19 protein-coding genes are annotated in these 24,732 nt (G+C 62.3%); 4 read left to right on the top strand and 15 right to left on the bottom strand.

Going from position 1 to position 24,732, the window contains the following annotated elements; genetic code table 11:
- Positions 1 to 230 precede the first annotated feature (230 nt).
- Entirely contained in the window at positions 231 to 1,199 is a 969-nt protein-coding gene (locus HNO86_RS16155; protein ID WP_175377941.1) for a LysR family transcriptional regulator, read from the bottom strand.
- A gap of 263 nt (positions 1,200 to 1,462) precedes the next feature.
- On the opposite strand from HNO86_RS16155, the gene HNO86_RS16150 reads away from it, so the two are divergent.
- Genes HNO86_RS16150 through HNO86_RS16135 form a run of 4 tightly spaced genes read left to right on the top strand, consistent with a single transcriptional unit; the run spans position 1,463 to position 6,286 of the window.
- Entirely contained in the window at positions 1,463 to 2,974 is a 1,512-nt protein-coding gene (locus tag HNO86_RS16150) for an efflux transporter outer membrane subunit (RefSeq protein WP_175377940.1), read from the top strand.
- Between the two features lie 52 nt (positions 2,975 to 3,026).
- Positions 3,027 to 5,222 (top strand): FUSC family protein, encoded by a 2,196-nt coding sequence (locus tag HNO86_RS16145; protein WP_175377939.1) that lies wholly within the window; start codon positions 3,027 to 3,029, stop codon positions 5,220 to 5,222.
- The gene (locus HNO86_RS16140; RefSeq protein WP_175377938.1) at positions 5,212 to 5,412 is read left to right on the top strand and encodes a DUF1656 domain-containing protein; all 201 of its coding nucleotides are present in this window, start codon (positions 5,212 to 5,214) and stop codon (positions 5,410 to 5,412) included. Before HNO86_RS16145 ends, HNO86_RS16140 begins: the two co-directional genes overlap by 11 nt.
- Before the next feature lie 10 nt (positions 5,413 to 5,422).
- Complete coding sequence (locus HNO86_RS16135; protein ID WP_175377937.1) at positions 5,423 to 6,286, top strand: HlyD family secretion protein; 864 nt, start codon at positions 5,423 to 5,425, stop codon at positions 6,284 to 6,286.
- A gap of 126 nt (positions 6,287 to 6,412) precedes the next feature.
- On the opposite strand, the gene HNO86_RS16130 is transcribed toward HNO86_RS16135, so the two are convergent.
- The 14 genes from HNO86_RS16130 to HNO86_RS16065 all read right to left on the bottom strand — a co-directional run bounded on the left by HNO86_RS16130 (position 6,413) and on the right by HNO86_RS16065 (position 24,518).
- Complete coding sequence (locus HNO86_RS16130) at positions 6,413 to 7,237, bottom strand: SDR family oxidoreductase (RefSeq protein WP_175377936.1); 825 nt, start codon at positions 7,235 to 7,237, stop codon at positions 6,413 to 6,415.
- 35 nt (positions 7,238 to 7,272) lie between these two features.
- Positions 7,273 to 7,737, bottom strand: coding sequence for a multidrug transporter (locus HNO86_RS16125; protein ID WP_175377935.1), 465 nt, complete (start codon positions 7,735 to 7,737; stop codon positions 7,273 to 7,275).
- Positions 7,738 to 7,970: 233 nt separating this feature from the next.
- Positions 7,971 to 9,422: a mannose-1-phosphate guanylyltransferase/mannose-6-phosphate isomerase gene (locus HNO86_RS16120; RefSeq protein ID WP_175377934.1), complete on the bottom strand. Its 1,452-nt coding sequence runs from the start codon at positions 9,420 to 9,422 to the stop codon at positions 7,971 to 7,973.
- 106 nt (positions 9,423 to 9,528) lie between these two features.
- The gene (locus HNO86_RS16115; RefSeq protein WP_175377933.1) at positions 9,529 to 10,185 is read right to left on the bottom strand and encodes an alginate O-acetyltransferase AlgF; all 657 of its coding nucleotides are present in this window, start codon (positions 10,183 to 10,185) and stop codon (positions 9,529 to 9,531) included.
- A 17-nt stretch (positions 10,186 to 10,202) separates the two neighbouring features.
- Positions 10,203 to 11,378, bottom strand: a complete 1,176-nt coding sequence (locus tag HNO86_RS16110; protein WP_175377932.1) for an alginate O-acetyltransferase — start codon at positions 11,376 to 11,378, stop codon at positions 10,203 to 10,205.
- Between the two features lie 11 nt (positions 11,379 to 11,389).
- Entirely contained in the window at positions 11,390 to 12,955 is a 1,566-nt protein-coding gene (locus HNO86_RS16105; protein WP_175377931.1) for an MBOAT family protein, read from the bottom strand.
- A gap of 212 nt (positions 12,956 to 13,167) precedes the next feature.
- Positions 13,168 to 14,307 (bottom strand): mannuronate-specific alginate lyase, encoded by a 1,140-nt coding sequence (locus HNO86_RS16100; protein ID WP_175377930.1) that lies wholly within the window; start codon positions 14,305 to 14,307, stop codon positions 13,168 to 13,170.
- An 8-nt stretch (positions 14,308 to 14,315) separates the two neighbouring features.
- Positions 14,316 to 15,764 carry an alginate O-acetyltransferase gene (locus HNO86_RS16095; RefSeq protein WP_175377929.1) on the bottom strand — a complete coding sequence of 483 codons (1,449 nt, stop codon included), beginning with the start codon at positions 15,762 to 15,764 and terminating at the stop codon, positions 14,316 to 14,318.
- A gap of 10 nt (positions 15,765 to 15,774) precedes the next feature.
- Positions 15,775 to 17,361 (bottom strand): mannuronan 5-epimerase AlgG, encoded by a 1,587-nt coding sequence (algG, locus tag HNO86_RS16090; RefSeq protein WP_175377928.1) that lies wholly within the window; start codon positions 17,359 to 17,361, stop codon positions 15,775 to 15,777.
- Positions 17,362 to 17,387: 26 nt separating this feature from the next.
- Entirely contained in the window at positions 17,388 to 18,872 is a 1,485-nt protein-coding gene (locus tag HNO86_RS16085; RefSeq protein WP_175377927.1) for an alginate export family protein, read from the bottom strand.
- Positions 18,869 to 20,395, bottom strand: coding sequence for an alginate biosynthesis TPR repeat lipoprotein AlgK (gene algK / locus HNO86_RS16080; protein WP_178131236.1), 1,527 nt, complete (start codon positions 20,393 to 20,395; stop codon positions 18,869 to 18,871). The genes HNO86_RS16085 and algK overlap by 4 nt, the downstream gene beginning before the upstream one ends.
- 9 nt (positions 20,396 to 20,404) lie before the next feature.
- Positions 20,405 to 21,574 carry an alginate biosynthesis protein Alg44 gene (locus tag HNO86_RS16075; protein WP_175377925.1) on the bottom strand — a complete coding sequence of 390 codons (1,170 nt, stop codon included), beginning with the start codon at positions 21,572 to 21,574 and terminating at the stop codon, positions 20,405 to 20,407.
- A 36-nt stretch (positions 21,575 to 21,610) separates the two neighbouring features.
- Entirely contained in the window at positions 21,611 to 23,092 is a 1,482-nt protein-coding gene (alg8, locus tag HNO86_RS16070; RefSeq protein ID WP_178131235.1) for a mannuronan synthase, read from the bottom strand.
- Positions 23,093 to 23,201: 109 nt separating this feature from the next.
- Positions 23,202 to 24,518, bottom strand: a complete 1,317-nt coding sequence (locus tag HNO86_RS16065) for a nucleotide sugar dehydrogenase (protein ID WP_175377924.1) — start codon at positions 24,516 to 24,518, stop codon at positions 23,202 to 23,204.
- Between the last annotated feature and the right edge of the window lie 214 nt (positions 24,519 to 24,732).

Below are 24,732 nucleotides of genomic sequence, written 5' to 3'. Positions count from 1 at the left end.
CTCCTCTCGATGTGTGCGGCTTCGCCGCACGGCGCTACGCGCCTCACCCCCGGATGAACGCCTCCACTCAGCCTGCCGAAGGGGCGGGTGGATCAAAATCAAAAGCAAAAGCGGTTTCGTGTAGGAGCTGCCGAAGGCAGCGATCTTTTGATCTTGTTTTTAAAAATCAAAAGATCGCAGCCTCGTTTCACTCGACAGCTCCTGCACGGGGGTTGTGAATGCCGGGTGGATCAGGTGGCCACCCGAGCCCCCGCCAGGCTGCCGCTCAGTTCATACGCCGCCAGTTCCGCCTGGTGCGCCGCCAGCAACTCCGGCAGGGATCCGCGCAGGTATTCGACCCAGGTTTTGATCTTTGCATCCAGGTACTGCCGGGACGGGTAGATGGCGTAGAGGTTCAGTTCCTGGGAGCGGTAGTTGGGCATCATGCGAACCAGCGAGCCGTTGCGCAGGCCTTCGATGGCGGCGTACAGCGGCAGGACGCCGACGCCCATGCCACTGGTGATTGCGGTTTTCATGGCGTCGGCGGAGTTCACCAGGAAAGGGGAGCTGTTGATGGTGACCATTTCCTGGCCGTCCGGGCCGTCGAAGGCCCATTTTTCCAGGGGAATGACCGGGCTGACCAGACGCAGGCAGGAGTGGTTGAGCAGGTCGGCGGGTTTTTGCGCGCAGCCGTTGGCTTTGACGTAGGCCGGGGAGGCGCAAACGATGCTGTAGGTGATGCCCAGGCGTTGGGAGACGAAACCCGAGTCCGGCAGTTCGCTGGCGAGGACGATGGACACGTCATAGCCCTCGTCGAGCAGGTCCGGGACGCGGTTGGCCAGGGTCAGGTCGAAGGTCACGTCCGGGTGGGTCTTGCGGTAGCGGGCGATGGCGTCGATGACGAAGTGCTGGCCGATACCGGTCATGGTGTGCACTTTCAGTTGTCCGGCCGGGCGGGCGTGGGCGTCGCTGGCTTCGGCTTCGGCCTCTTCGACGTAGGCCAGGATCTGTTCGCAGCGCAGCAGGTAGCGCTTGCCGGCTTCGGTCAGGGCGATGCGTCGGGTGGTGCGGTTGAGCAGGCGGGTTTGCAGGTGGGCTTCCAGGTTGGAGACCGCGCGCGAGACGTTGGCGGTGGTGGTGTCCAGTTGCACGGCGGCGGCGGTGAAACTGCCGGCCTCGGCCACGTAACTGAAGGCGCGCATGTTTTGCAATGTGTCCATGGGGTGCTCTCGGGTTCGATGGCAAATTGTGACACGAAGTTTCAGGGGCTGAGACCCCCGACTTAGGGATTATCTCGTTAACGGTAACAAAGAATCACAGGAATCCCAGCTTATCGCCTGAAACGGCTCCCCATAGAATTTCGCCCATCTCTGTAGAAACTGCCGAAGGCTGCGATCTTTTGATTTTCAAGATCAAGATCAAAAGATCGCAGCCTTCGGCAGCTCCTACACGGGCCATCTATCAGCCTCAGGAATCTTCAGCAGTGCCGCGTCGCATCAGCAGAGCGCTCGAGTCGCTCAGTGTTTTGGCTTTAACCCTGGCAATCAGCGGCTGCATCGGAACCGGAGGTATTGCCCCGCAGGGCAAGGCGCTGGAGGCCAATTCACTGGCCACCGACGAAGCCATCCAGAGCGCCGCTCAGGATGCGCACTGGCCCACCGCCCAATGGTGGCAGGCCTATGGCGACCCGCAACTGAATCGCTGGATCGACCTTGCCGTACAAGGCAGCCCGACCATGGCCATGGCCGCGGCGCGGGTGCGTCAGGCCAAGTCGATGGCCGGTTTCGCCGAGTCCGCCGAATCGCTGCAGATCAATGGCGAGTCCACCCTCAAGCGGCACAACTGGCCCACCGACCCGTTCTACGGCCCGGGCGATCTGGCCAACACCACCACCTGGGACAACAACGCCGCGCTGGGTTTCAGCTACGCCCTCGACCTGTGGGGCCGCGAGAGTAACAACACCGAGCGTGCGGTGGACATCGCCCACATGACCGTCGCCGAAGCGCGTCAGGCCCAGCTCGAATTGCAGAACAACATCGTGCGGGTCTACATCGAGCTGTCGTTGCATTACGCGCAGCGGGACATCGTCGAAGCGACCCTGCATCAGCAACAGCAGATTCTCGATCTGGCGCAAAAGCGTCTGAACGGCGGCATAGGCACTCACTTCGAAGTCAGCCAGGCGCAGACGCCGCTGCCGGAAACCCATCGGCAAATCGATGCGCTGGACGAAGAGATCGCCCTGAGCCGCAACCAACTGGCCGCACTGGCGGGCAAGGGGCCGGGCGAGGGCGCGCAGTTGCAGCGTCCGACGCTGAAGCTTGGCGCCGCGCTGAAATTACCCTCGGCGTTGCCCGCGCAACTGCTCGGCCAGCGTCCGGACGTGGTCGCCAGTCGCTGGCAAGTGGCTGCGCAGGCCCGGGGTATCGATGTGGCCCACGCCGGTTTCTACCCCAACGTCGATCTGGTCGGCAGCCTGGGCTACATGGCCACCGGTGGCGGGGCGCTGGAGTTCCTGACCGGCAAGAAACTCAACTACAGCGTGGGCCCGGCGATTTCCCTGCCGATTTTCGACGGCGGCCGTCTGCGCGCCGAACTGGGTGAGGCTTCGGCGGGGTACGACATGGCGGTGGCCAGGTACAACCAGACTCTGGTCAATGCACTGAAGAACATCTCCGATCAGTTGATCCGCCGCGAATCGATGGACAAGCAGCAGTCCTTCGCTGCCGAGTCGGTGGCCACGGCGCAGAAGACCTACGACATCGCGATGATCGCCTATCAGCGTGGGCTCACCGATTACCTCAACGTGCTCAATGCGCAGACGTTGTTGTTCAAACAGCAGCAGGTCCAGCAGCAGGTGCAGGCGGCGCGGTTGAGCGCCCATGCGGAGTTGGTGACGGCGCTGGGTGGTGGGTTGGGGGCGGGGAGTGATGTGCCGCAGGAGAGCGAGACCGTTGCGCCTAAAACTCCGCGCCTATTGCAGAGCCTCGTCAATTGAACACAAACCCAGTTGTTCTGTGCCATGACTGATATTTACTGAGCAGGTTCCCATGACCCCCATGCCCGCCCCTCTGCGCTGGCTCCACTCCCTCGAATGGCGCCGGGGTTTCTTTGACTGGGCACGCAGCGACGGCGTGACCTGGGTCTACATCTTCAAGGTGCTGATCGCCGCGTTCCTCACGCTCTGGCTCGCCATGCGCCTGGAGCTGCCGCAGCCGCGCACGGCGATGATCACTGTGTTCATTGTCATGCAGCCGCAATCCGGCCAGGTGTTCGCCAAGAGCTTCTATCGCTTCCTCGGCACCCTGGCAGGGTCCGCGGTGATGGTGGCGCTGATGGCCCTGTTCGCGCAGAACACCGAGCTGTTCCTCGGCGCGCTGGCGATCTGGGTCGGTGTCTGCTCGGCGGGCGCGGCGCGCAGTCGCAACTTCCGCGCCTACGGTTTTGTGCTGGCCGGTTATACGGCGGCGATGGTGGGATTGCCGGCCCTGGCCCATCCCGACGGCGCGTTCATGATGGCGGTATGGCGGGTGCTGGAAATCTCCCTGGGGATTCTCTGCTCGACCCTGGTCAGCGCCGCGATCCTGCCGCAAACCTCCAGTGCCGCCATGCGCAATGCCTTGTACCAGCGCTTCGGCGTATTCGCCCTGTTCGTCACCGATGGCCTGCGCGGGCGCAGCAAGCAGGAGGCATTCGAAGCCGGCAACGTACGCTTCATCGCCGAGGCGGTGGGCCTGGAAAGCCTGCGCAGCGTCACCGTGTTCGAAGACCCGCACATGCGTCGGCGCAACGGTCGACTCAGTCGGCTGAACAGTGAGTTCATGGGCATCAGCACCCGTTTCAACGCCCTGCATCAGTTGCTCGAACGTTTGCGCGGCAGTTGCAGCGAGCAGGCGGCCGCGGCGATCAAACCGGGGCTGCAGGACCTGGCCGAAGTGCTCGACGGCTTCAGCGGTCGCGCCCTGACCAACGCCGATGCGGCGCGTCTGGTCACCGCCTTGACCGCCTACAAGGAAGGCTTGCCGGCGCGGGTGCGCAGCCTGCGCGCAACCTTCCAGGCGAGCCAGCCGAGCGACGCCGAATTGCTGGATTTCCACACCGCCTACGAACTGCTCTATCGCTTCGTCGACGACTTGCACAGTTATGCACAGACCCACGCTTCCCTGGCCGATCACAGCCACGAGCGCGAGCACTGGGACGAGCCTTTCACTCCGCAGACCAACTGGCTGGCGGCCGCCGCTTCGGGCATTCGCGCCTCGTTCATTCTGCTGGTGCTGGGCAGTTATTGGGTGGCCACCGCGTGGCCGAGCGGGGCGACCATGACCCTGGTGGCCGCTGCCACCGTTGGCCTGTCCGCCGCCACGCCGAACCCGAAACGCATGGCCTTCCAGATGGCCTGCGGCACCTTCCTCGGGGCGCTGATCGGTTTTGCCGAGATGTTTTTCATCTTCCCGCACATCGATGGTTTCCCCTTGCTGTGCGTGATGCTGGCGCCGGTGTTCGTGCTCGGCGCGTTCCTCGCCTCACGGCCGCAATACGCCGGGGTCGGGGTGGGCTTGCTGATCTTCTTCAGCATCGGTTCGGTGCCGGATAACCTGACCATCTACAACCCCTACACCTTTATCAACGACTACATCGCCATGGTGATCGGCATGCTGGTGTGCGCGGCGGCGGGGGCGATCATCCTGCCGCCCAACAGCCGCTGGTTGTGGCGCCGGCTGGAGCAGGATCTGCGCGGCCAGGTGGTGTACGCCATCAGCGGCAAGCTCAAGGGCCTGGCATCGAGTTTTGAAAGCCGCACCCGCGACCTTGTCCACCAGGCCTATGGCTTCGCGGCGGGGCAGCCGCAGGTGCAGCGCAATCTGCTGCGCTGGATGTTCGTGGTGCTCGAAGTCGGTCACGCGATCATCGAGTTGCGCAAGGAACAGGCGACGTTGCCAGTACACCCGGCCTATGCCGAAACCCAGCCGTGGCGCCAGTCGATCCGCGTGATGGGCCGCGCGCTGGTGCGACTGTTTTTGCAACCGGGGCAGAGCAATCTGGAGCGTGCACTGGTGGCGGTCGATCATGCGATCAGTCGCGTGCAGGCCACCGACGAGCCCTTCGCCCCGCACTTCGACACCTCGGCGTTACGCCGGGTGAAAAGCTACCTGCACTTCATCCGCACTTCGCTGCTGGACCCGCAATCGCCACTGTCGCAATACGCCCGGGCGACCCAGCCCCAAGGACTCGAACATGCCCCGTGAAATCGCCTTCCACGGCGTGTACATGCCGACCATGACCCTGATGTTTCTGATTGCCGCGGCACTGGCCTGGGGGCTGGACCGGTTTTTTTCAGGCCTGGATCTGTACCGCTACTTCTGGCACCCGGCGCTGCTGCGCCTGAGTCTGTTTACCTGTCTGTTCGGCGCCATGGCGCTGACTGTCTACCCTTGAGAACGCCCTGATGAAAAAGCTTTTCAGCCTGCTTGCGACCCTGCTGGTACTGGCCCTGGCGATATGGATCGGCCGGACCCTGTGGGTGCATTACATGGAGACGCCGTGGACCCGCGACGGACGCGTGCGCGCCGACATCATCAACGTGGCTGCCGATGTCACCGGCGAAGTGGTGAACGTGCCGGTGCGTGACAACCAGCTGGTGAAGAAGGGCGATCTGCTGATGCAGATCGACCCCGAGCACTATCGCCTGGCGGTCAAGCAGGCGCAGTCGCTGGTGGCGTCGCGCAAGGCGACCTGGGAGATGCGCAAGGTCAACGCCCATCGCCGCGCGGACCTGGACAACCTGGTTATCTCCAAGGAAAACCGCGACGACGCCAGCAACATCGCCGACTCGGCGCTGGCCGACTATCAACAGGCCCAGGCGCAACTGGAAGCGGCCGAGCTCAATCTCAAACGCACCGAAGTTCGGGCGGCGGTGGACGGATACGTGACCAACCTGAACGTCCATCGTGGCGACTATGCGCGCATCGGCGAAGCGAAAATGGCCGTGGTCGACATGAATTCGTTCTGGGTCTACGGCTTCTTCGAAGAAACCAAGCTGCCCCACGTGCGGGTCGGTGACAAGGCCGATATGCAGCTGATGAGCGGCGAGGTGCTCAAGGGCCATGTGGAGAGTATTTCCCGGGGCATCTACGACCGCGACAACCCGGAAAGCCGCGAGCTGATCGCCGACGTCAACCCGACCTTCAACTGGGTGCGCCTGGCACAGCGAGTGCCGGTGCGGATCCACATCGATGAAGTGCCGGAAGGGGTGCTGCTGGCGGCGGGGATTACCTGCACGGTGGTGGTCAAGCAGGGTGATGGTGCATAACCGGCAGACCGGGTCGCCCCAATCGCGGGCAAGCCCGCTCCCACAGTGATCGTCGGTGAACCGGGATTTTTTATTCACCACGAAACCTGTGGGAGCGGGCTTGCCCGCGATTGGGGCGACTCAGTCTCAAAGCTGCCCGCGCAAGCCGAACCGCTTCATCAACGTCGACTCCAGCAACCCCTTGGGCAACAGGGTCGCCAGCAGCGGCAACGCCCGGCTGCCATTGCCCAGGCGAATCAGGCGCGGCGGCTTGCTCTGCTGCACGGCCTTGAGCAGCCCGGCGGCGAATTCACTGGCGGGCGTCGGCTTGTCCTGGGACGCCCTGGCCCGCGCACGAATGCCTTCGCGCAGCGGGAACCATGGCGATTGTTCGCTGATCAGTTGCTCGGCTTCATGACCGGCGTTCTTGGCAAAACTGGAAGCGATGGCGCCGGGCTGCACTTCCATGACCCGCACGCCGAACGGCGCCAGTTCCATGCGCAAGGCATCGCTCAAGGCATGCACGGCGGCCTTGGACGCGCAGTAGGCGCCAGCGAACGGGGTGACCAGCACGCCGGATACGCTACCGACGTTGACCACGATGCCCTTGGCCCGGCGCAGTACCGGGAAGAGGGCGCGGGTCACGCCGACGATGGCGAACACATTGGTTTCGAACTGGCGCTGCATAGCCGGCACACCGCCATCGAGCAACGGACCCATGGCGCCGTAACCTGCGTTGTTGATCAACACATCGAGGCCGCCATGTTGCTGGTTGATCCGCTCGCTCAGTTGCTCGAGCGCCTGGCCATCGTTGACGTCCAGTTGCACGGCGTTGAAGCCGGCAGCAGCCAACATCGCTACATCTTCAGGCTTGCGGGCGGTGGCCCAGACTTTGTAGCCGGCGACCTTGAACGCATCGGCCAGGGCGCGGCCGATGCCGCTGGAACAACCGGTAATCAACGCAACGGGCATGGCGCGGTCCTTGTGCAATCAGTTGGGAAAAGGGGTCAGTCGGAGAAGCTGCCTTGCAAACGCTCGGCGCGAAACTCCAGGGTTTCCGGGCGATAGCCGGGGCGTAGTGGCGGCAGCGGCAGGCAGTCGTCCCAGCTATCGCCGGCCTGTAATTCGCCGGGGCCACGGTAGCGTGGGGCGGTGTATTGGTTATCGGCGAGGTTGACGGTGTCACCCGGCGCGTAGGCCGCCACCCGCCAGCGCAACTCGGTCAGGGGCACGTCGTTGCCGTTTTTCATGGTGAGTTTCAGCGGACGGTCGGCGGGGCACTGTTGCGGTGCGTAGCTGATGCGCAGCTCCAGGCGTTGCAGTTGCTTGAGTTCGCGGTGATCCATCCAGACCACCCAGGTGGCGACCAGGCCCAGGCCGATGGCGGCCGCCAGTGAAACCGGCAGGGCCTTGGCCGGATAGCGCAGCAACAGGATCACCCAGGTGATGACCAGCAGGATGCCGATGAGCATGACGCAAAACCTCGGGAGCAGAGGAGAGCATCCTACCTAAGGGTGGGTGAGGTTGGCGATGGGAAGGGCAAAGTCAAAAGATCGCAGCCTTCGCCAGCTCCTGCAGGGAAATGCATTCCAATGTAGGAGCTGGCGAAGGCTGCGATCTTTTGCTTTTTAAAAAAGCCCCTGACCAACCCACCGCGGATAGGGAACGCGGCAGGCCGGTCAGGGGCTCAAGGTCTTGCCGGAACCTACTGCGCGATCGTCTTCACCGACACACCGCGCTCAATCGGCGTCGAGCGCCCGTAGATATCTTCGAACCGCTCGATATCGTCCTCGCCCAGGTAGCTGCCCGATTGCACTTCGATGATTTCCAGCGGGATCTTGCCCGGGTTGCGCAGGCGGTGAACCGAGGCGATCGGGATGTAGGTCGACTGGTTTTCGGTCAGCAGGAACACGTTTTCATCGCAAGTCACTTCGGCGGTGCCGCTGACGACGATCCAGTGCTCGGCGCGGTGGTGGTGCATCTGCAGCGACAGACACGCGCCCGGCTTGACCGAGATGTGCTTGACCTGGAAGCGACCGCCCATGTCCACCGAGTCGTAGGAACCCCACGGACGATAGACTTCGCAGTGGTTCTGGGTTTCGCTGCGGCCCTGTTCGTTGAGGGTGTTGACCAGCTGCTTCACGCCTTGGACCTTGTCCTTGTGCGCGATCATCATGGCGTCCTTGGTTTCGACCACCACGATGTTTTCCAGGCCGATCACCGACACCAGCTTGCCGTTGCCGTGGATCATGCAGTTCTTGCTGTCCTGCACCACCACATCGCCCTTGGTGACGTTGCCGTTGGCGTCCTTCTCGTTGACTTCCCACAGTGACGACCAGCAGCCGACATCGCTCCAGCCGGCGGTCAGCGGGACCACGCAGGCGCGCTGGGTCTTTTCCATCACCGAGTAGTCGATGGAGTTGTCCGGGCAGCAGGCGAAGGTGGCTTCGTCGAAGCTCACGGTGTCCATGTCCTGCTCGCTGCGTTCCAGGGTCAGCAGGCAGTTGTCGTAGATGTCCGGATCGTGCTTTTTCAGCTCTTCCAGGAATCGGCTGGCGCGGAACAGGAACATGCCGCTGTTCCAGAAATAACCGCCGGACTGGACGAACTCGGTGGCGCGCTTCACGTCGGGTTTTTCGACGAAGTGCGACACGCGGCTGACGCCTTCGGGCAGCAGCGAATCGTTGGTCGACTTGATGTAGCCGTAGCCGGTTTCCGGTTTGGTGGCTGGTACGCCGAACAGCACCATTTCGCCGTTTTCGGCGGCGACGGTGGCCAGGGCCAGGGCGCGTTGCAGGGCTTTCTGATCGTCCAGCACGTGGTCGGCCGGCAGCACCAGCATCAACTCGTCGCGACCTTCATTGACCAGCATCATCGCGGTCAGCGCCACGGCCGGCGCGGTGTTGCGCCCGAACGGTTCCATCAGGATGCGCTGGGTTTCCAGTTTGCGGGCGGCCAGCTGCTCGTTGACGATGAAGCGGTGGTCCTTGTTGCAGACCACGATCGGCGCGTCCATGCCTTCGAACACCAGGCGCTCCAGGGTCTGCTGGAACAGGGTGTGCTCGCCGGTCAGGGCCAGGAACTGTTTCGGGAATTGCTTGCGCGAAAGCGGCCAGAGACGGGAACCGCTACCACCTGACAAAATCACCGGAATCATGTTGTTACTCCTTAAAAGCAGTTGGGAGCTACAAGCTGCAAGAGGCAAGTCAGAGCCGTTCTGTGCATAGCTTGTAGCTTGTAGCTTGTGGTTCGAAGCTCGCGCTTCAGCGCGTGGACACCGGGCGTTTCACCCAGACAGGCGACAGGCTGCTGCCGCTGCCGGTGACGTACAGCACGGCGGCTTCACCGCGTTCCAGGGCGACCGGTTTCACGTCGCCGACTTTCGTTGCGCCATCGTATAGCGCCAGGCTGACTTTCACCGGGTTGATTTCACGTTCGCCACGGCCCTTGGCCGCGACGTTCGGCACCACGTCGGTCTTGCCGTCTGCGGTTTTCAGGGTCAGCGCCTTGTCGCTGAGGTTCTGTACGCGTACCAGGGATTTCTGTTTGTTCTTGAACGGCGGCTCTTCGATCAGTTGCGGCGCGCCGCTGGCGTTGTTGACCAGGGTGTAATAGTGATCGCTGGCCAGTTTCACCGGCAGGTTCTGGCTGCCGACCTTGGCGCTGTAGTCGCCGCCGGGCATGAAGCTGAAGTCACTGCTCGACAATGGCGCGACATCGCTCAGGTTGGTGCTGCCCACGGTGGCGCTGACCTCGCTGTTGCTGGCGTTGTAGATGCGCACGAAGGACGAGCCCTTCGGCGCGGTCGGGCCGTACAGCGCCGCGTCGCCACCGGCGAAGGCCTGCATCGAGAGCACACTCATACCAGCAACCAGTGCAAAGGTCTTGGCGAGACGACGAGGAGTAGTCTTGAAAGTCATGGAAGTACCTCTCTCTTTCAGTTTTGCGCCCGGTCGGGCGTCTCGGATTTAGTGTTTACAGCTACGTTCTGTTGGCGCGCGCCGGCTTGTTTGAGCTCTGCGACCCACTGCGGGTCGGCGTCGCCGATTTCGTTGTTCACAGGCAGATATCGTTCAGGGAACTCCCAGATCAGCACCTGGGGCGGGCTGTTCTTGAAAGCGTCGCTTTTCAGGTAACTGAGCATCGGCAGGATCGGGCCGTGGCCGTCTTCGGCGTAATTGACCACGTCGCTGCGCAGGGCTTGCTTGAGCGCGCCCACAAAATTCCAGCTGGGGTTGGCGCTGTAGCTGGTGCCGACCAGTGCGACGGGCACTTCGGTGTTGGCGAACAGCGCGTCGTCGCCGGCAGGCTGACCTTCAGCCGCCACGGTGTTGCGCTTCTGCAGGGGTTCCTGCGCCGGCATCATGTTTTCGAACAGCGGGTCCAGCGGCAGGAACAGGCGCAGGTCGCCCTTGTGCGTGACCTTCTCGGCAGGTTCAGTGACGAAGTCCTGCGGTTCGCCGCTCAGCGGGTATTTGTCGGCGATGGTCCTGGCCAGGCGGTTGGCGGCAATCTCGGCGCCTTCCGGAGTCCAGTGGGTGTCGGTGCGCAGGAACACCTGCTTGCCGTTCTGCTTGGCCGTTTGCAGCGGGCCGAGCAGGTCAGGCGCCGGAATGCGGTCGGCGGCCAGGCGCTTGTGGAAGTCCTGGTAGAGGTTGGCGTGAATGCTCGCCGGTTTCACCTCGCCCAGATGCTCCGGGTACAGGCGCACCTTGGCCGGCACCACCGCCATCACAAGCTGAATACCCTTGGCCTTGAGAGTCTGGCGCACGCCTTCGACCAGTGCGTAGTTGCCTTGCAGGTTCAGCTCTTCGTTGACGCTGGGGTGGAATTCCTCATCGCTGTACAACCACTGGTCGCGACCGAGCACCACGCCCGGACGACCTTCGTTGAACAGTTTGAAATCCAGCGCCGCCCAGAGGTTGGTGCCCAGGCGCTTGATCGGGAATTCGTCGTCGTAGTGGGTCTCCACCGCCTTGGTCCAGCGGCCGTTGAGCACCGTCGCATCAGCATTGGTGCTGAAGCCCAGGAAGCTGCGAACCGACCACAGGCCCAGGGCCAGCAGGGTCACCAGGAACAGGGCGATGTAGAAGATGCGTAATGAGCGGGTCATGGTCAGATCCCTCAGAACTGGAAGTAAAGGAACGGCGAGAAGCTTTGCGCCGAGAGTTTGAGAATCGAGGCGATGAACAGCAGCAGTACCAGGGCGCGCATCACGTAGCGCGACCAGTCGGCACTCCAGTAGGCCGGTTGCACCTGGGCTTCGACGCCGACGGTGTAGCCAGGCTGGTGGATGCTGGCCGGGTTATCCCCAGGCACGGCCTTGATGGTGCCGGTGGTCGCGGCAGCCGGGCCGTCGGCATCGACGTTCACTTCAGGCTTGGTCTTGACCGGTGGCTGGTTGCTGTAGAAATCGCGCAGGCCGAAGAACGCCAGGGTCACGTAGGCCACGATCAGGGTCGCCACTTGCAGACCGGTCAGGTTGGCCTGATTGAGTTCCGACAGGTTCCAGTCGCCGAAGCTGAACATCGCGCCGTACATGCGGCCGGCGACGTGCAGGTTCTCGGCACGGAAGATCACCCAGCCCATCACCACCAGCAGGAAGGTCAGCACCCAGCGGATCGGGTTGAAGCTGCGCGGCGAGGTGTTCAGGCCGATGGCCTTTTCAATCGCCAGCCACATGCCGTGCCACGCACCCCAGACGATGTAGGTGATGTTCGCGCCGTGCCACAGACCACCGAGCAGCATGGTCAGGAACAGGTTGCGATAGGTCGTCAGCGTGCCTTTGCGGTTGCCGCCCAGGGTGATGTACAGGTAGTCGCGCAGCCAGGTCGACAGGCTGATGTGCCAGCGGCGCCAGAACTCGGTGATCGACTGGCTGACGTAGGGCTGCTTGAAGTTTTCCATGAAGCGAAAACCCATCATCAAGCCCAGGCCGATGGCCATGTCGCTGTAGCCGGAGAAGTCGAAGTACAGCTGCGCGGTGTAGGCCAGGGCGCCGAGCCAGGCATCGCCCGTGGTCGGGTTCTGCAGGGCGAAGCAATGGTCGGCGACCACCGCGAGGGTGTCGGCGATGAAGACTTTCTTGATGAAGCCCTGCATGAACCGCGTGCAGCCCTCGGAGAACTTGTCGAGGGTGTGGGTGCGGTTGTTGAACTGATCGGCCAGGTCGCGAAAACGCAGGACGGGGCCGGCGATCAGGTGCGGGAAGATCGCCACGAACGCCGCGAAGTCGATCAGGTTGCGGGTCGCCGGAGTGTCGCCACGGTAGACGTCGATGATGTAGCTGATGGACTCGAAGATGTAGAACGAGATACCGATCGGCAGCAGCACGTGGGTCAGGATGAACGGCTCCAGGCCCACCGAGGTCATCATCGCGTTGATGCTGTCGACGCCGAAGTTGGCGTATTTGAAGTAGCCCAGGATGCACAGGTCGACGGCCACGCCGAGCAACAGCCAGCGCTGCGCGGGTTTGGTCCTGACCCCGGCGGCACCGACTTTCAGGCCGATCCAGTAGTTCCACACGGTGACGGCGGCGAACAGCGCCAGAAAGTCCACACGCCACCAGGCGTAGAACACGTAGCTGGCGATCAGCAGCAGCAGATTGCGATAGCGTTGCCCGCTCAGGTAGTACAAGCCGAGAAAGATCGGCAAGAACAGAAACAGGAACACGTTGGATGAGAAAACCATCCCGATCTCTCCTTGTTTAACCAACAGTCAAGGGCTCACGGCCCCCCCAAACCCCCCACTGAAAACCGGGGGGATAACTCATATCTCACAGCTGACAATTGACTCTGTGGGAGCGGGCTTGCCCGCGATAGCGGTGGGTCAATCGACATCAATGTTGAATGTCTGATTGCAATCGCGGGCAAGCCCGCTCCCACAGGGATTTGTGTCTGCCTTCAAGAACCTTTATTGCCTTTTTCATTGGCCGGGTCATAGACCCTGGTCAGGTCACCCCCCAGGCGGAAGGTCTTGAACGGTTGCATGGAGTGCTTCTTCTCCAGCACATCCGCCGAGCAGCTGTAGAGGCTGCAGAACGGTTCGAGCCAGGCGAATTTCATGTCCTCTTTCAAGTCGGTCATGTCCTGTTTCTTGCCGTTCTTCTGCTCGAATTCATCCGGGTCTTTCACACCCGCGAGCACACGGTCACCCAGGCGTTTCAGGGCGCCGTTGTTTTCCTGGCGCAGGTCCACACCGTTGACCTGGGCGAAGCTGGCGATCATGGCCAGCGGCGGCAGGGCGTAGTTGTGGTAGGCGAGGGCGCGTTGCTGGCGCTTGAGTTCGTTGGGCAAGTAACCCTGGGCGTCGATCTGGTTGGCGCCGACCTTGAACTCCTTCACCGCCCAGTCGAACAGGTCGCGACGGTCGGTGGCGATGGACGTTGCCATCACCGACCAGGCGGCCCAGTACGAGTGGTTGTTGGTCTTGTCCAATGGCAGGTTGTCCCAGTCGCTGACCACCTGATCGGCCATCTTGCTGAACCAGGCTTCGATCAACTGCACCTGCTGCTGATGGTTGGCCAGCGGATGGGAGTCGGAGAACTTCAGGCGAAGGTACGACGACGCCATGCTGCCCAGGGCCCATTTGCGCATCGACTTGCCGGTGTGGTTGAAGTCCTTGGACATCAACGCATCGGCCTGGGCCCAGGCGGTCAGCCAGTTGAGCGTGCATTCCAGTTGTTCGGGGCGACCGTCACGCATGAACTGCATCACCCGCTTGGCGGTGCCGCGCTCGACCTTGGTGATGTCGGCGGTGCTGTCGCGGAAGGCTTTTTCCGATTGCACGTTCAGGGTCGCGCGGGCCTTGTCCGAGCCCTCGTACTTGCTGCGAAATTGCAGCGATCCGGTGTACGGCGTCGGCATTGCCTCGCAGCCTTCGCCGCCGTCGCCGGTCTTGACCTTCTCGATCGGCGCGAAGTAGCCCTGTGGCGGACGCAAGGGCGCCGCCGCCTGGGTCGCGCCGGCGAACATCGCCAGCCCCAGGAATGAAGAGCACAGCAGTGTCGGTGCCAACAGATTCGCAAGTTTCGGATTTCGCATGGCAGACCTCATTGCCCGACTGAAGCAGTGCGCTGCTCGGCGCCGGGGAATACGTTGCGTTTGCAGATTTTCGCTTCGACCTTCTGTGGCGCGGCGCCCGCTTCCGGACCCTGGACTTCGACGGCCAGCAGATTCTGCGAGGCCCAGTCTTCGTCGGTGCGCAATTCGAAGGCGAAACGCCCATCGGTTTCGGAGGTTTCCGGTTTCTCGATCTTGATGTCCTCGTGGCGCCCATTCATGTACCAGAGGGTGGCTTGCAGGGTTTTCACCGAGGTGTCGGCGAAGCGGATGTCGACCTGGTGACTGCTGTTCTGCAGGTTCAGGTTTTTGCTGTTGACCATCAGTTCGTTCTTGCCCGGTTTCAGGGTGGTGCTGCCGGACATCTGTGCATCCTTGCCTTCGCAACCGTTGTCCAGCAGCGCCATCATCTGGCGGTAGATGGTTTCCTGGTCCAGGCGGTAGAGCGGCGAGAATTCCCAAATGAGAATCTTCGGCGGGTTCTTCTGGAACTCGTCGCTGCCCAGGTACTGCAGCATCGAACCTTCCAGGCCGCCGCCGGGGAACGCCACGTTGAGAATGTCGGCGCCGATGGCCTCTTCGAGGAAGCCGGCGAAGTTGTAGTTCTTGCCACTGTGGGAGGTGCCGACGAGGGTGATCTGCGGGTTGCCGGAATCGCCGAACAGATCGCCGTCGCCTGCCTCGCCCTTGGGCTCGGTGGTGAACTGATCCATGTACTGGATCGCGTAGCTGGTGCCACAGAGTTGACCGGCCATGTTGTGCAATGTTCCGGTCTTGCCCATGCGACCCGACTTGTGGGTCTCGAATTCGCGCTTGGGAATGTCGGCGAACTCAGGCAGTTGCTTGACCTTCTCGGCGACGATCTTCGCCGTGCGCTGGGCGCCATACGGGGTCCAGTGCTGGTCGCCACGGAAGTAGAAATCGTGGGCGGGCAGGGTGTCCGGCAGTTGTTCGTTGGTGAGCGGCGAGAGGTCCGGCACCACGTAGCCCATTGCGGCGAAACGGCCGAGCATGGTCTTGTAGTTGCGCAGGGCCTTGTCGAAATCGAAGCTGGCTTTCTCCGCCGGGTTCAGCTTGTTGCGGTTCACCAGGCCACGGGTCGGCTGGTAGACGACCACCAGTTCCACGCCCTTGCTCTTGAACGCATCGTGCAGCTGCTTCATGCGCTTGTAGCCGGCAGGGGTGGTGTCGAATTCGGTGCGCAAGTCTTCCTGGGTCCGGAACAGCCAGTCGCCCTGGGCCTGGACCAGCGTGGTGAAGTTCTGCTGGTAGCGGGTGGTGTAGTTCTTCGCATCGTGGGCGGCCGGGCACAGGCTGCAGCAGGGTTCTGCCGAGAACTTCGGTGCTTGCACTTCATCTGCGCGAGCACCGGTGCTGGCGGCGAGAATGCCGGCGGTCAGGGCCGACAGACTGAGTAATTTGATCAGGTGTGGGTGCATAAAATTATCCTCAGTCCCGCATTTCGGTCTGGCGTTCGACAGGGTCGATCAGCACGGCTTTCTGCTGGCGCACCAGCAGGTCGAGAATTTCATCCTGGCGCTCGCCGAGAATCCCGCTGAAGCTGATGCCACTGGATTTGGTCGGTGCGAGCATGGACACGCGATACAGCTCCACGCTCAGAGGCGAGTCGATGGACAGCGGGCCGCTGCCGTTGGCCGCCAGTTCGCCGCCGACCACGATCAGCGAGACCTGGGCGTCGAAGGGGTCGAGCTTGATGTCACGGTCGGTGTCGGTCAGGTCCTTGATGTGCCCGTAGACACCGGTCAGGCCGTTGGCCATGGCGACGTTTTCATACAGGCGGATGTTCACGCTGTTACGAATGCGGATGCCGTGGCGGCGATTGCTCAGCACCTTGTTGCCCCACAGCAGGTTGTCGGCACTCTCGTAGAGGGTGATGCCGTCGGTGTGGTTCTGATAGACCTCGTTGTGGGCGATCAGGTTGTTGACGCTGTTACGGTCGATCACGATGCCCGACAGCTTGTTGTCGTAGGTGCGGTTGTTGAAGATGAAGCTGTCGTTGACCTCGCGGGAGATGATGATCCCGTGCTTCTTCTTCGTACCAAACACCGTGTTCTCGGCAATGATCAGACCGTGGGAACGGTCGTGGGGGTCGATGCCGTAGACGATGTTGTCCTTGTAGGTGTTGCCCTTGACCACAAAGCCTGTGGTCTCGTAGCAGTAGAAGCCGTACCACATGTCCGAGAACTCGGAGCCGACGATCCAGCCGGTCGGTTCAGGGCGCTTGAGCACCTTGGCCATGTTCGGCGTGTACTGGGAAATACTCACGCCGTAGGACTTACTGTTGGCGTAGCCGAAGCTGGCCATCTTGCTGTTGGCGATATAGGTCTCGGTGCCACCCCAGGCCAGCAGGAACGGACGGAATTCCTTGGGCGAACGGAAGGTGGCAGGAGCGTTTTCCTTCTCGCGCCAGCCGGTGATTCTGGTGTCACGCACGAACAGCTGGCCGTCGTTGACCAGGAACGAGCCGGCCTCCTGGGACAGGCGCAGTTCCTGGGTCTGCTTGTCGATTTCGAGGATGCCGTGGCGACCGACCACGATCGGCAATTTGGCCAGGAACACCCCCGGCGAGGTTTCGCTGAAGTACTGCTTGGGCAGCTTCTTCGCCAGGTCCTTGAGGTTCATGTAGCCGTCGTCGACGAAGATCGCCTGGGGGATGCCGTGCTGACGCACCACCCACTCGGCCATCTTGTTGTCGCCGCCGATGAAGTCCTTCAGGGCGTCTTCCTGCATCATCCGGCGCACGCTGATCTTGCCGGCCTTGCTGCGCACCACTTTGGCGGCGATGGCCTCGGCGGTGTAGCCCGAGAGGTCCGGCAGTTTCGGCGTCGCCATTTCCAGCGGCGCGGTGTCGGCGCTGCTGACGGTGTAGGTCTTGGCCTGTTGCAGTTCCTTGGCCATGGTCACTGGTTTACTGGGTTGAGAGGCCGGCTCCACATTGGCGAAGGCACTCATGCTGGCCAGCAGCATCGCGCCGGCCAACAGGCTGATCGAGCCTTTGAAGGCTTGATGATTCATCTGGGAGACTCCCTTCGCAATGTGCATCAGAAGCGCCAGATCACGTCGATGAACGCGCGGTGCATGTACGAATCGACTTCTTTGCCGTAGGCATCACCCGGCTTGAACACGCCGCCACGGAAACGCACCAGCGCCGAAGGCTCGTCCACCGCCTGGCTCAGCGAAGCCGGCAACAGGCCCTGCTTGAAGTACTTGGTGACCACCAGGTCCATTTCCTGACCCATGTCCTTTTCACCGTCGTTGAGCGGCAGCGACGTGCTGGATAGCACGGCGCCGGTCACGTCGTCGGTGTTGTTCTGCACTGCGTCGATACCGTTGCTGCCCACCGGCTTGTTGCCGTCGACACGCCAGAACTTGTGGTAGATCAGGCTGGCGTCGTACTGGTCGTTGAGCATCCACGAACCGAACAGGGTGGCGGTTTGCAGGTTGTTCATTTCGCCACGGAAGGCCTCGCCGAAACGGTGAACCCGCGAGCGGGTACCGGTGAAGTTCGAGCGGTTGCTTTCCAGGCCGTTCTGTTCGTAATCGGCGCTGGCACGGGCGTAGGCCGCACCCACTTGCCATTGCGGATCCAGACGCAGGCGCACGCCCAGGTCGGTGGCCCAGCCGTCGACGTCGCCGCTGCGCTTGGCTTGCGCGGGAGCGGTGCCATCGGCGTTCAGCGGGTTGACCGTGTCGCGGTCGCCGCTCATGCCGGTGATGCTGCCCCAGTAGTTGAGCTGGTTGGTGTTGCGCCAGTTGTAGGCGTCGCTGTCGGCGGTGAGGCCCAGCCAGCTGATGTCGCCGTTCTGTTTCTTGTCCAGGGTGTCGGCCGGTTCGCCCGGTGTCGGGTAGTCGAGCTTGCCGTCATCGTGGGTGTGATGGCCGCGGATGCCGACCCAGTTGCCCGGGGTCCACTGGTACGCGGCATCGGCGTAGGCGTGCAGGCGGTCCTTGTCTTGGGGCGACAGTTCCTTGAGGTCGGTGCGGTACTCGCTGAAGCGTTCGGCGATACCGGCGTTGGCGCGCAGCAGGGTGGTGTCGAAGGTCCAGTTCAGGGCTTCGATGTTGGTGTCGCGCCATTGGCCGTCGTCGTTGCGCAGGCGCTGGCGACCGAACTTGAGGATCTCGCCCGGGTAAGGCGTGAAGCCGCTGTAGCCGACCCAGAACTCGCGCATCGCCAGGTAGTTTTTCTTGGCCTTGCGATCGCCGTCGTCGGTGGTCTCGGTGCCGTCGGCCTGTTGCAGGGTGTCGGTCTCGATGATGTCGGTGGAGGTCACCGCCTGACCCATGGCGTAGGCGCTCCACGCGCCGCTTTCGCCATAGACCCAGGGACGCAGGTCCAGGCCCACGCCATTGACGTCGCCGCCGCCCTGGGTGCCCAGGTCACGGTCGTCTTCGGACTGGCCGGTGATTTTCACGTCCAGGCCGAAGTTCTTCGGCTCTTCAGTCATCGCCGCCAGTGTCGGGCAGGACCACAACACGGCGAATGTCAGGCCGATACCGGCTTGTACGAATGGATTCAACTTCATAGGGATTCCTCGCCGTCCTCTTCTTGCAGGGCGTGCAGTTGCAACGTGTTCTGACTCAAGGCGCCGCGGCTGGCCTGTTCCTGTTTCAACAGGCGCTGGGCCTCGGCAAGTTGCGCGGGCGGCAACTGGGCTTCGATGGTTTGCGCAAGTTCGGTGGCCTGCGGGGTGTTCTGGGCCTTGGCCAACTGGCTGAAGACGTAAGCGTTGAGCGGGTCGGGTTTGGTGCCCTTGCCTTGGGAAAACAGTTGGGCGATGGCGAAGTCGGCGCTGTTCTGGCCGTTGCGCGCAGCGGTCAGCAGATGGTCGAGGGCCTTCTGCGGATAGACCTTGCCCAGGTAACCGCGGCGATAGATCTGGCCGAGGTAGTAATCGGCGGCGACTTCACGGCCGACGGCTTTCTGGAAGTGTTCCTCGGCGACCTTGGCGTCGGCCGGGACCATTTTCCCTTCGTAGTACAGCTTGCCCAGCAGCAGTTCGGCGCGGGGCTGGTCGGCGGCGCGGCCGTTGTCCAGGTACTTCATCATCTGGTCGACGTCCCCCAGTTCCGGGAAGTCGTAGATCAGTTGCGCGAGGGTCACCCACGAGGCCGGGTAGCCCGGTGCGATCGGTTCGAGCAGCGACTGCGCGGTTTTCTCGTCGGTCTTGCCCAGGGTCGGATCGGCCAGCACGCGAGCGACGCTGTCCACGCGCTGAGCGGAGACGGTGCCGCGGCTGTGGGCCGCCTGCATTTGCTTGATCAACTCGGCCTGCTGTTCCGGCTGGGCCTTTTTCTGATAGACCGTGGCCAGTTCGACGTAGCAGATGTCGGTGGTGTTGATCGCTGCCTTGCAGATCTTTTCCACGTCATCCAGATGCTGGTCGTAGGTGCCCTGGGTGCGATACAGCAGCACTTGCGCCAGGCCCGCTTCCGGCTTGCCTTCGGCGCGCCACTGGCTGATCTGCTGCTGCGCATTCACGTTGGGAAAGCTGTGCGGGTATTGCAGGTACAGCATCGCCAGCGGAATCAGGGTGTTGCCTTCACCGGCGGCCGAGGCCTTTTTCAACAGGCCTTCGGCTTCGTGCTGTTCGGCTTCGGTGGAGCCGGGCTTGGCCACCAGCAGGCGACCCAGGCGTGCCTGGGCGCGGGGCGAGACGCTGGCCGCGGCGCGGTAAGTGGCCTCGGCCTGCTTCATCTGCGCCGGGTCGCGGCTGTCCACCTGGATATCGGCCAGACCGACCTGGGCTTCGCTGTAGCCCAGGTCCGCCAGCTGCTGATAGTTCGCCGCGGCGGTGGCGGTGTCGCCACGCTTGAGGGCTTCGTTGGCCAGGCGCTGGTCGGGCAGGCCGGCGCAGCCGGCCAGAGACACTGCCAGCGCCAGCGAGCACACCATATGACCCCTGTGGGAGCTGGCTTGCCAGCGATCAGCCGGGGTCGCGCTCGACCGGCTCGGTATTTCAGAAGGATTGAGGTGTCCCAATCGCTGGCAAGCCAGCTCCCACAGGGTATGTGGTGTTCTGAAGATGGATGGAATGGTCACAGGCATGTCCTCCGGTTACAGACCAGCAGCCATGGCTTTGTCGATCAGCCAGTTCAGGTTCGGGCCACGGTCGCTGTTCACTTCCACCGGGCGGCCGGCGAGGGTGCTGTCCAGGGCTTCGTCAGGCTGGATCAGTACGCGAATGTCGGAGGACAGGTCGGCGCTTTTCAGGCTGGTGCTGCTGACGATCTTGCCGGTGCGGGTCTTGTCTTCACCGGCGATCTGGAAGCGCACGGCGGTGCCTGGCAGCACGTCGCCGAACTGACGGTAGGAGAAGCGCGCCTCGACATTGGCTTCGGTGTTGCGTGGCACCAGTTGGAAGATCACGTCGCCCTTGCTGGCGTACTGACCGTTCGCGACCAGTTGCTGGCCCACGGTGCAATCGCACGGCGAAGTCAGGGTGCCGGTCATTTGCTTGCCGAACAGTTCCTCGACCTTGGCCGGCGCCAGTTGATCGCCTTCCAGGTGGCCCTTGAGCACGTCGAGCATGCTGGTGCTGAAGGTCGCCAGCGGTGCGCCCTTGGCCGCCACGCCGTCGGCTTTCACCAGGCTCTGCACGGTGCCGTCGCGCGGCATGGTGATGTTGATGCCCGGCACGCTGACCAGACCGGCCTGGGCGTGGCTGACGAAGTACATGCCGTACACCGATTTGAAAATGAAACCGAACGCCGCCACGCCGACAACGAAAACCCCCAGGCTGAAAGTCACGGCTTTCAGGCGCCCGAACGCGCTCATGCCATGGCCGCCGTCCTTGTTCTTGCGCGCCTTGGTGAAGTTGTCGCGCTGCAGGGTCGCGAGCATTTCGCCGATGCTGACGAGATCGCCGGCCAGGTGTGAAGTGATCAGGTGGCGCAGGGTCGAGATGTCCTGCGGCTCCAGGTTCTGGAACTGGCAACCGGCGCGACCGGTCTGGCGATCGTAGGAACGCACCTGCAATTCGACGTCCATGGCCAGGCCGAGGTTGTCGATGACAAATTGCAGGCGGGCCTTGTACACGTCGCCAGCCTTGAGCGGCAGCTGACCGGCGTTGAAGGCCAGGCCACCGGCGGACAGATCGATCACTCGTGCTTCGACCGGCGTACGGTCTGGGCCGAAAAACCGCAGCTTGGCCGGGATTTTGACCCGGGCGTGCTGGCGCTGGGCTTCGGATTCGTGCACTACGTTGGCGTTGACGGCGGTATTCATAAGGGGCGTTTTCCTAGTTAATTCAGGCGAGTTCGGTCAGACCATCATCAGCAGCACGGCGACGAAAATGCTGCCGGCGGAGAAGGTCATGGTCCGAGACGACCAGGTGTTGAACCAACGTTGAAAGCTGGCGAGATCACGGGACAGAGAGGTGGGCTGGCGAGTCCAGGACTGTTGGTCGAGGCGGAAGAACACGTAGATCTTCACCAGCGCGCCAACGATCTGGTTGTAATAGAGAATCGCCGGGTAAGCCGGCCCGATCCGGTGGCCGGAGCAGGACAGCAACAGGGTCAGAATCAGACGGGTGATGCCGATCCACAGCAGGTACACCAGGATGAACGCGGTGCCGTACTTGAAGCTGGCGAGCAGTGCCACGGTCAGGCCCAGAAGCGACGTCCACATCGACACGCGCTGATCGAACAGCACAACGGAAGTGAACGCACCCAGGCGCCGGATCCCCAGGCCCAGGGCACGGGAGTTCTGACGCAGGTTGTTGCCGTACCAGCGGAACATCAGCTTGCGGCTGGCCTTGACGAAGCTCTTCTCCGGCGGGTGCTCGACGGTGTTGATCGCGGCATCCGGCACGTAGAAGGTGTCGTAGCCCAGGCGCATCAGGCTGAACCAGCTGGACTTGTCGTCACCGGTCAGGAACTTGAAGCGGCCCAGGCGCCAGTGTTGCAGCGAGTCGCTTTCCACATCGGCGATGAATTCCGGGTTGGTCACCACGGTCGCGCGGAACACCGACATCCGCCCGGTCATGGTCAGCACGCGCTTGGACAGGGCCATCGAGCACATGTTGATGTGACGCTGGGCGAATCGCAGCTTGTGCCATTCGCTCATGATGTAGCCGCCGCGCACTTCGCAGAATTCGTTGGTGGTCAGGCCACCGACGTTGCCGAACATCTGGAACCACGGCACGGTCTTGCGCACCACGCCTTCGCCGAGCACGGTGTCGCCATCGATCACCGCCACCACGGCGCGGTCGTCCGGCAGGTGGCGGGAGATGGCGCGGAAACCGTAGGCCAGGCCGTCGCGCTTGCCGGTGCCGGGAATGCGCACGAAGTCGAGCTTGACCCGGGCAGGCGGGTTCATCCGCTTCCACAGGCTCTTGACCAGAAGCTCATCGGACATTTCCACGATGGAGCAGACCACGGTGGTCGGCAGCTCGCAGTCGATGGCTTCGCGAATCACCGAGCTGTAGACCTGCGCGGTGGTCAGCGCATCGATCCGGAAACTGGTGACCATCAGAAATACGTGGGACGGGTCCGCCGCCTTGCCCAGCTTGCGCACTTTGCGCCGCAGGTGCGGGTAGACCACGTACAGAAACAGCATGCCGCGCACAAAGTGCGTGGCCCCCATCGAGTAGCGCCAGATGCCGACGATACCGATCAGGAAAATGAAGTCCTTCGACTCGGGGTCGAACGTGGACACAGGCAGCGCAACGGCGATGCCCATCAACAGACTTAGATAAAACAGCCAACCGGCGGCCTGGAGCAGGCCGTGCTTTAGCCTGAGCATAATCGGAATCCTAAAGTCAGTTGCCTGAAGGCAGCTGTTAGCTTCAAGCCGCAAGCTGCAAGTGAAGAGCGGCTTACTTGCAGCTTGAAGCTTGAAGCTTGAAGCTGCCTTACCAGCAGATGCCTTCAGCGCGGCTTTGCGCGCTGGTGGCCTGAGACATGAAGCCCACCAGGTCGATCACTTGCTTGCCGTGCGGAACGTCCTGCACCAGGGCGCGGAACTTCTCGTCGCGGTTGCCCAGGATGATCACGTCGGAGCTGTTGATCACGTCGTCGAAGTCGGAGTTGAGCAAGGACGAGACGTGAGGGATCTTCGACTCGATGTAGTCCTTGTTCGCGCCGTGGACACGGGCGTATTCGACGTTGCTGTCGTAGATGCGCAGGTCGTAGCCCTTGCCGATCAGCATTTCGGCCAGGTCCACCAGCGGACTTTCACGCAGGTCATCGGTGCCGGCCTTGAAGCTCAGGCCCAGCAAGGCGACTTTGCGCTTGTTGTGGTTGGACACGATGTCGAAGGCGTTCTGCACCTGGGATTCGTTGCTGCGCATCAGCGAGTTGAGCAGCGGTGCTTCCACGTCCAGGGAGCTGGCGCGGTAGGTCAGGGCGCGCACGTCTTTGGGCAGGCAGGAGCCACCGAAGGCGAAGCCCGGACGCATGTAGTACTGGGACAGGTTCAGGGTCTTGTCCTGGCAGACCACGTCCATCACTTCACGACCGTCGACGCCGACGGCCTTGGCGATGTTGCCGATCTCGTTGGCGAAGGTCACCTTGGCGGCGTGCCAGACGTTGCAGGTGTACTTGATCATCTCGGCGACGGCGATGTCCTTGCGGATGATCGGGGCGTCGAGTTCTTCGTAAAGCGATTGCAGGACGTCGCCCGAGGCCTTGTCGAACTCGCCGATGACGGTCATTGGCGGCTGGTCGTAGTCGGCGATGGCGGTGCTTTCGCGCAGGAACTCAGGGTTCACGGCCACGCCGAAATCGACGCCGGCCTTCTTGCCGGAGCAGTCTTCCAGGATCGGGATGACCACGTTGGCCACGGTGCCCGGCAACACGGTGCTGCGCACCACGATGGTATGGCGGGTGGATTTTTCACGCAGGACAAAACCGATCTCGCGGCACACGGCCTCGATGTAGTTCAGTTCCAGGTCGCCGTTCTTCTTGCTCGGCGTACCGACGCAGATCATCGACAGGTCGGTGTCGCGGATCGCTTCGGAGAAATTGGTGGTGCCACGCAGGCGACCTGTCTGGATACCCTGTGCCAGAAGTTCGCCCAGGCCCGGTTCAACGATCGGCGATTTGCCGGCATTGATCATATCGATCTTGTCTTTGGCAACATCAACGCCAACGACGTCATGACCCCGTGCAGACAGGCAACCGGCACACACTGCGCCAACGTAACCCAAACCAAATATGCTGATGCGCATCGCAATTACCTCTCTATTATCAAGCCTGTAATAACTTCAGCCATTAGATGGCTATAGTTCATCGTTTTCAGCGTTTTAAATGCACTCGAAAGTGCGGCGCACAGGCGCAACAATGCCGTGTGGTGGCATGTAAGTTACGAGTGTCTAAATAAGTGCACTCAAGGTGTGCGTCGTCAGGGCTTATTGTTGTGGCGTGCCCTGTAGTGCAGCCAAT

Source organism: Pseudomonas sp. C1C7 (genome assembly GCF_013359595.1).
In the GTDB taxonomy this organism is placed as follows: domain Bacteria; phylum Pseudomonadota; class Gammaproteobacteria; order Pseudomonadales; family Pseudomonadaceae; genus Aquipseudomonas.
This window is presented reverse-complemented; position numbering and strand designations above follow the sequence as displayed.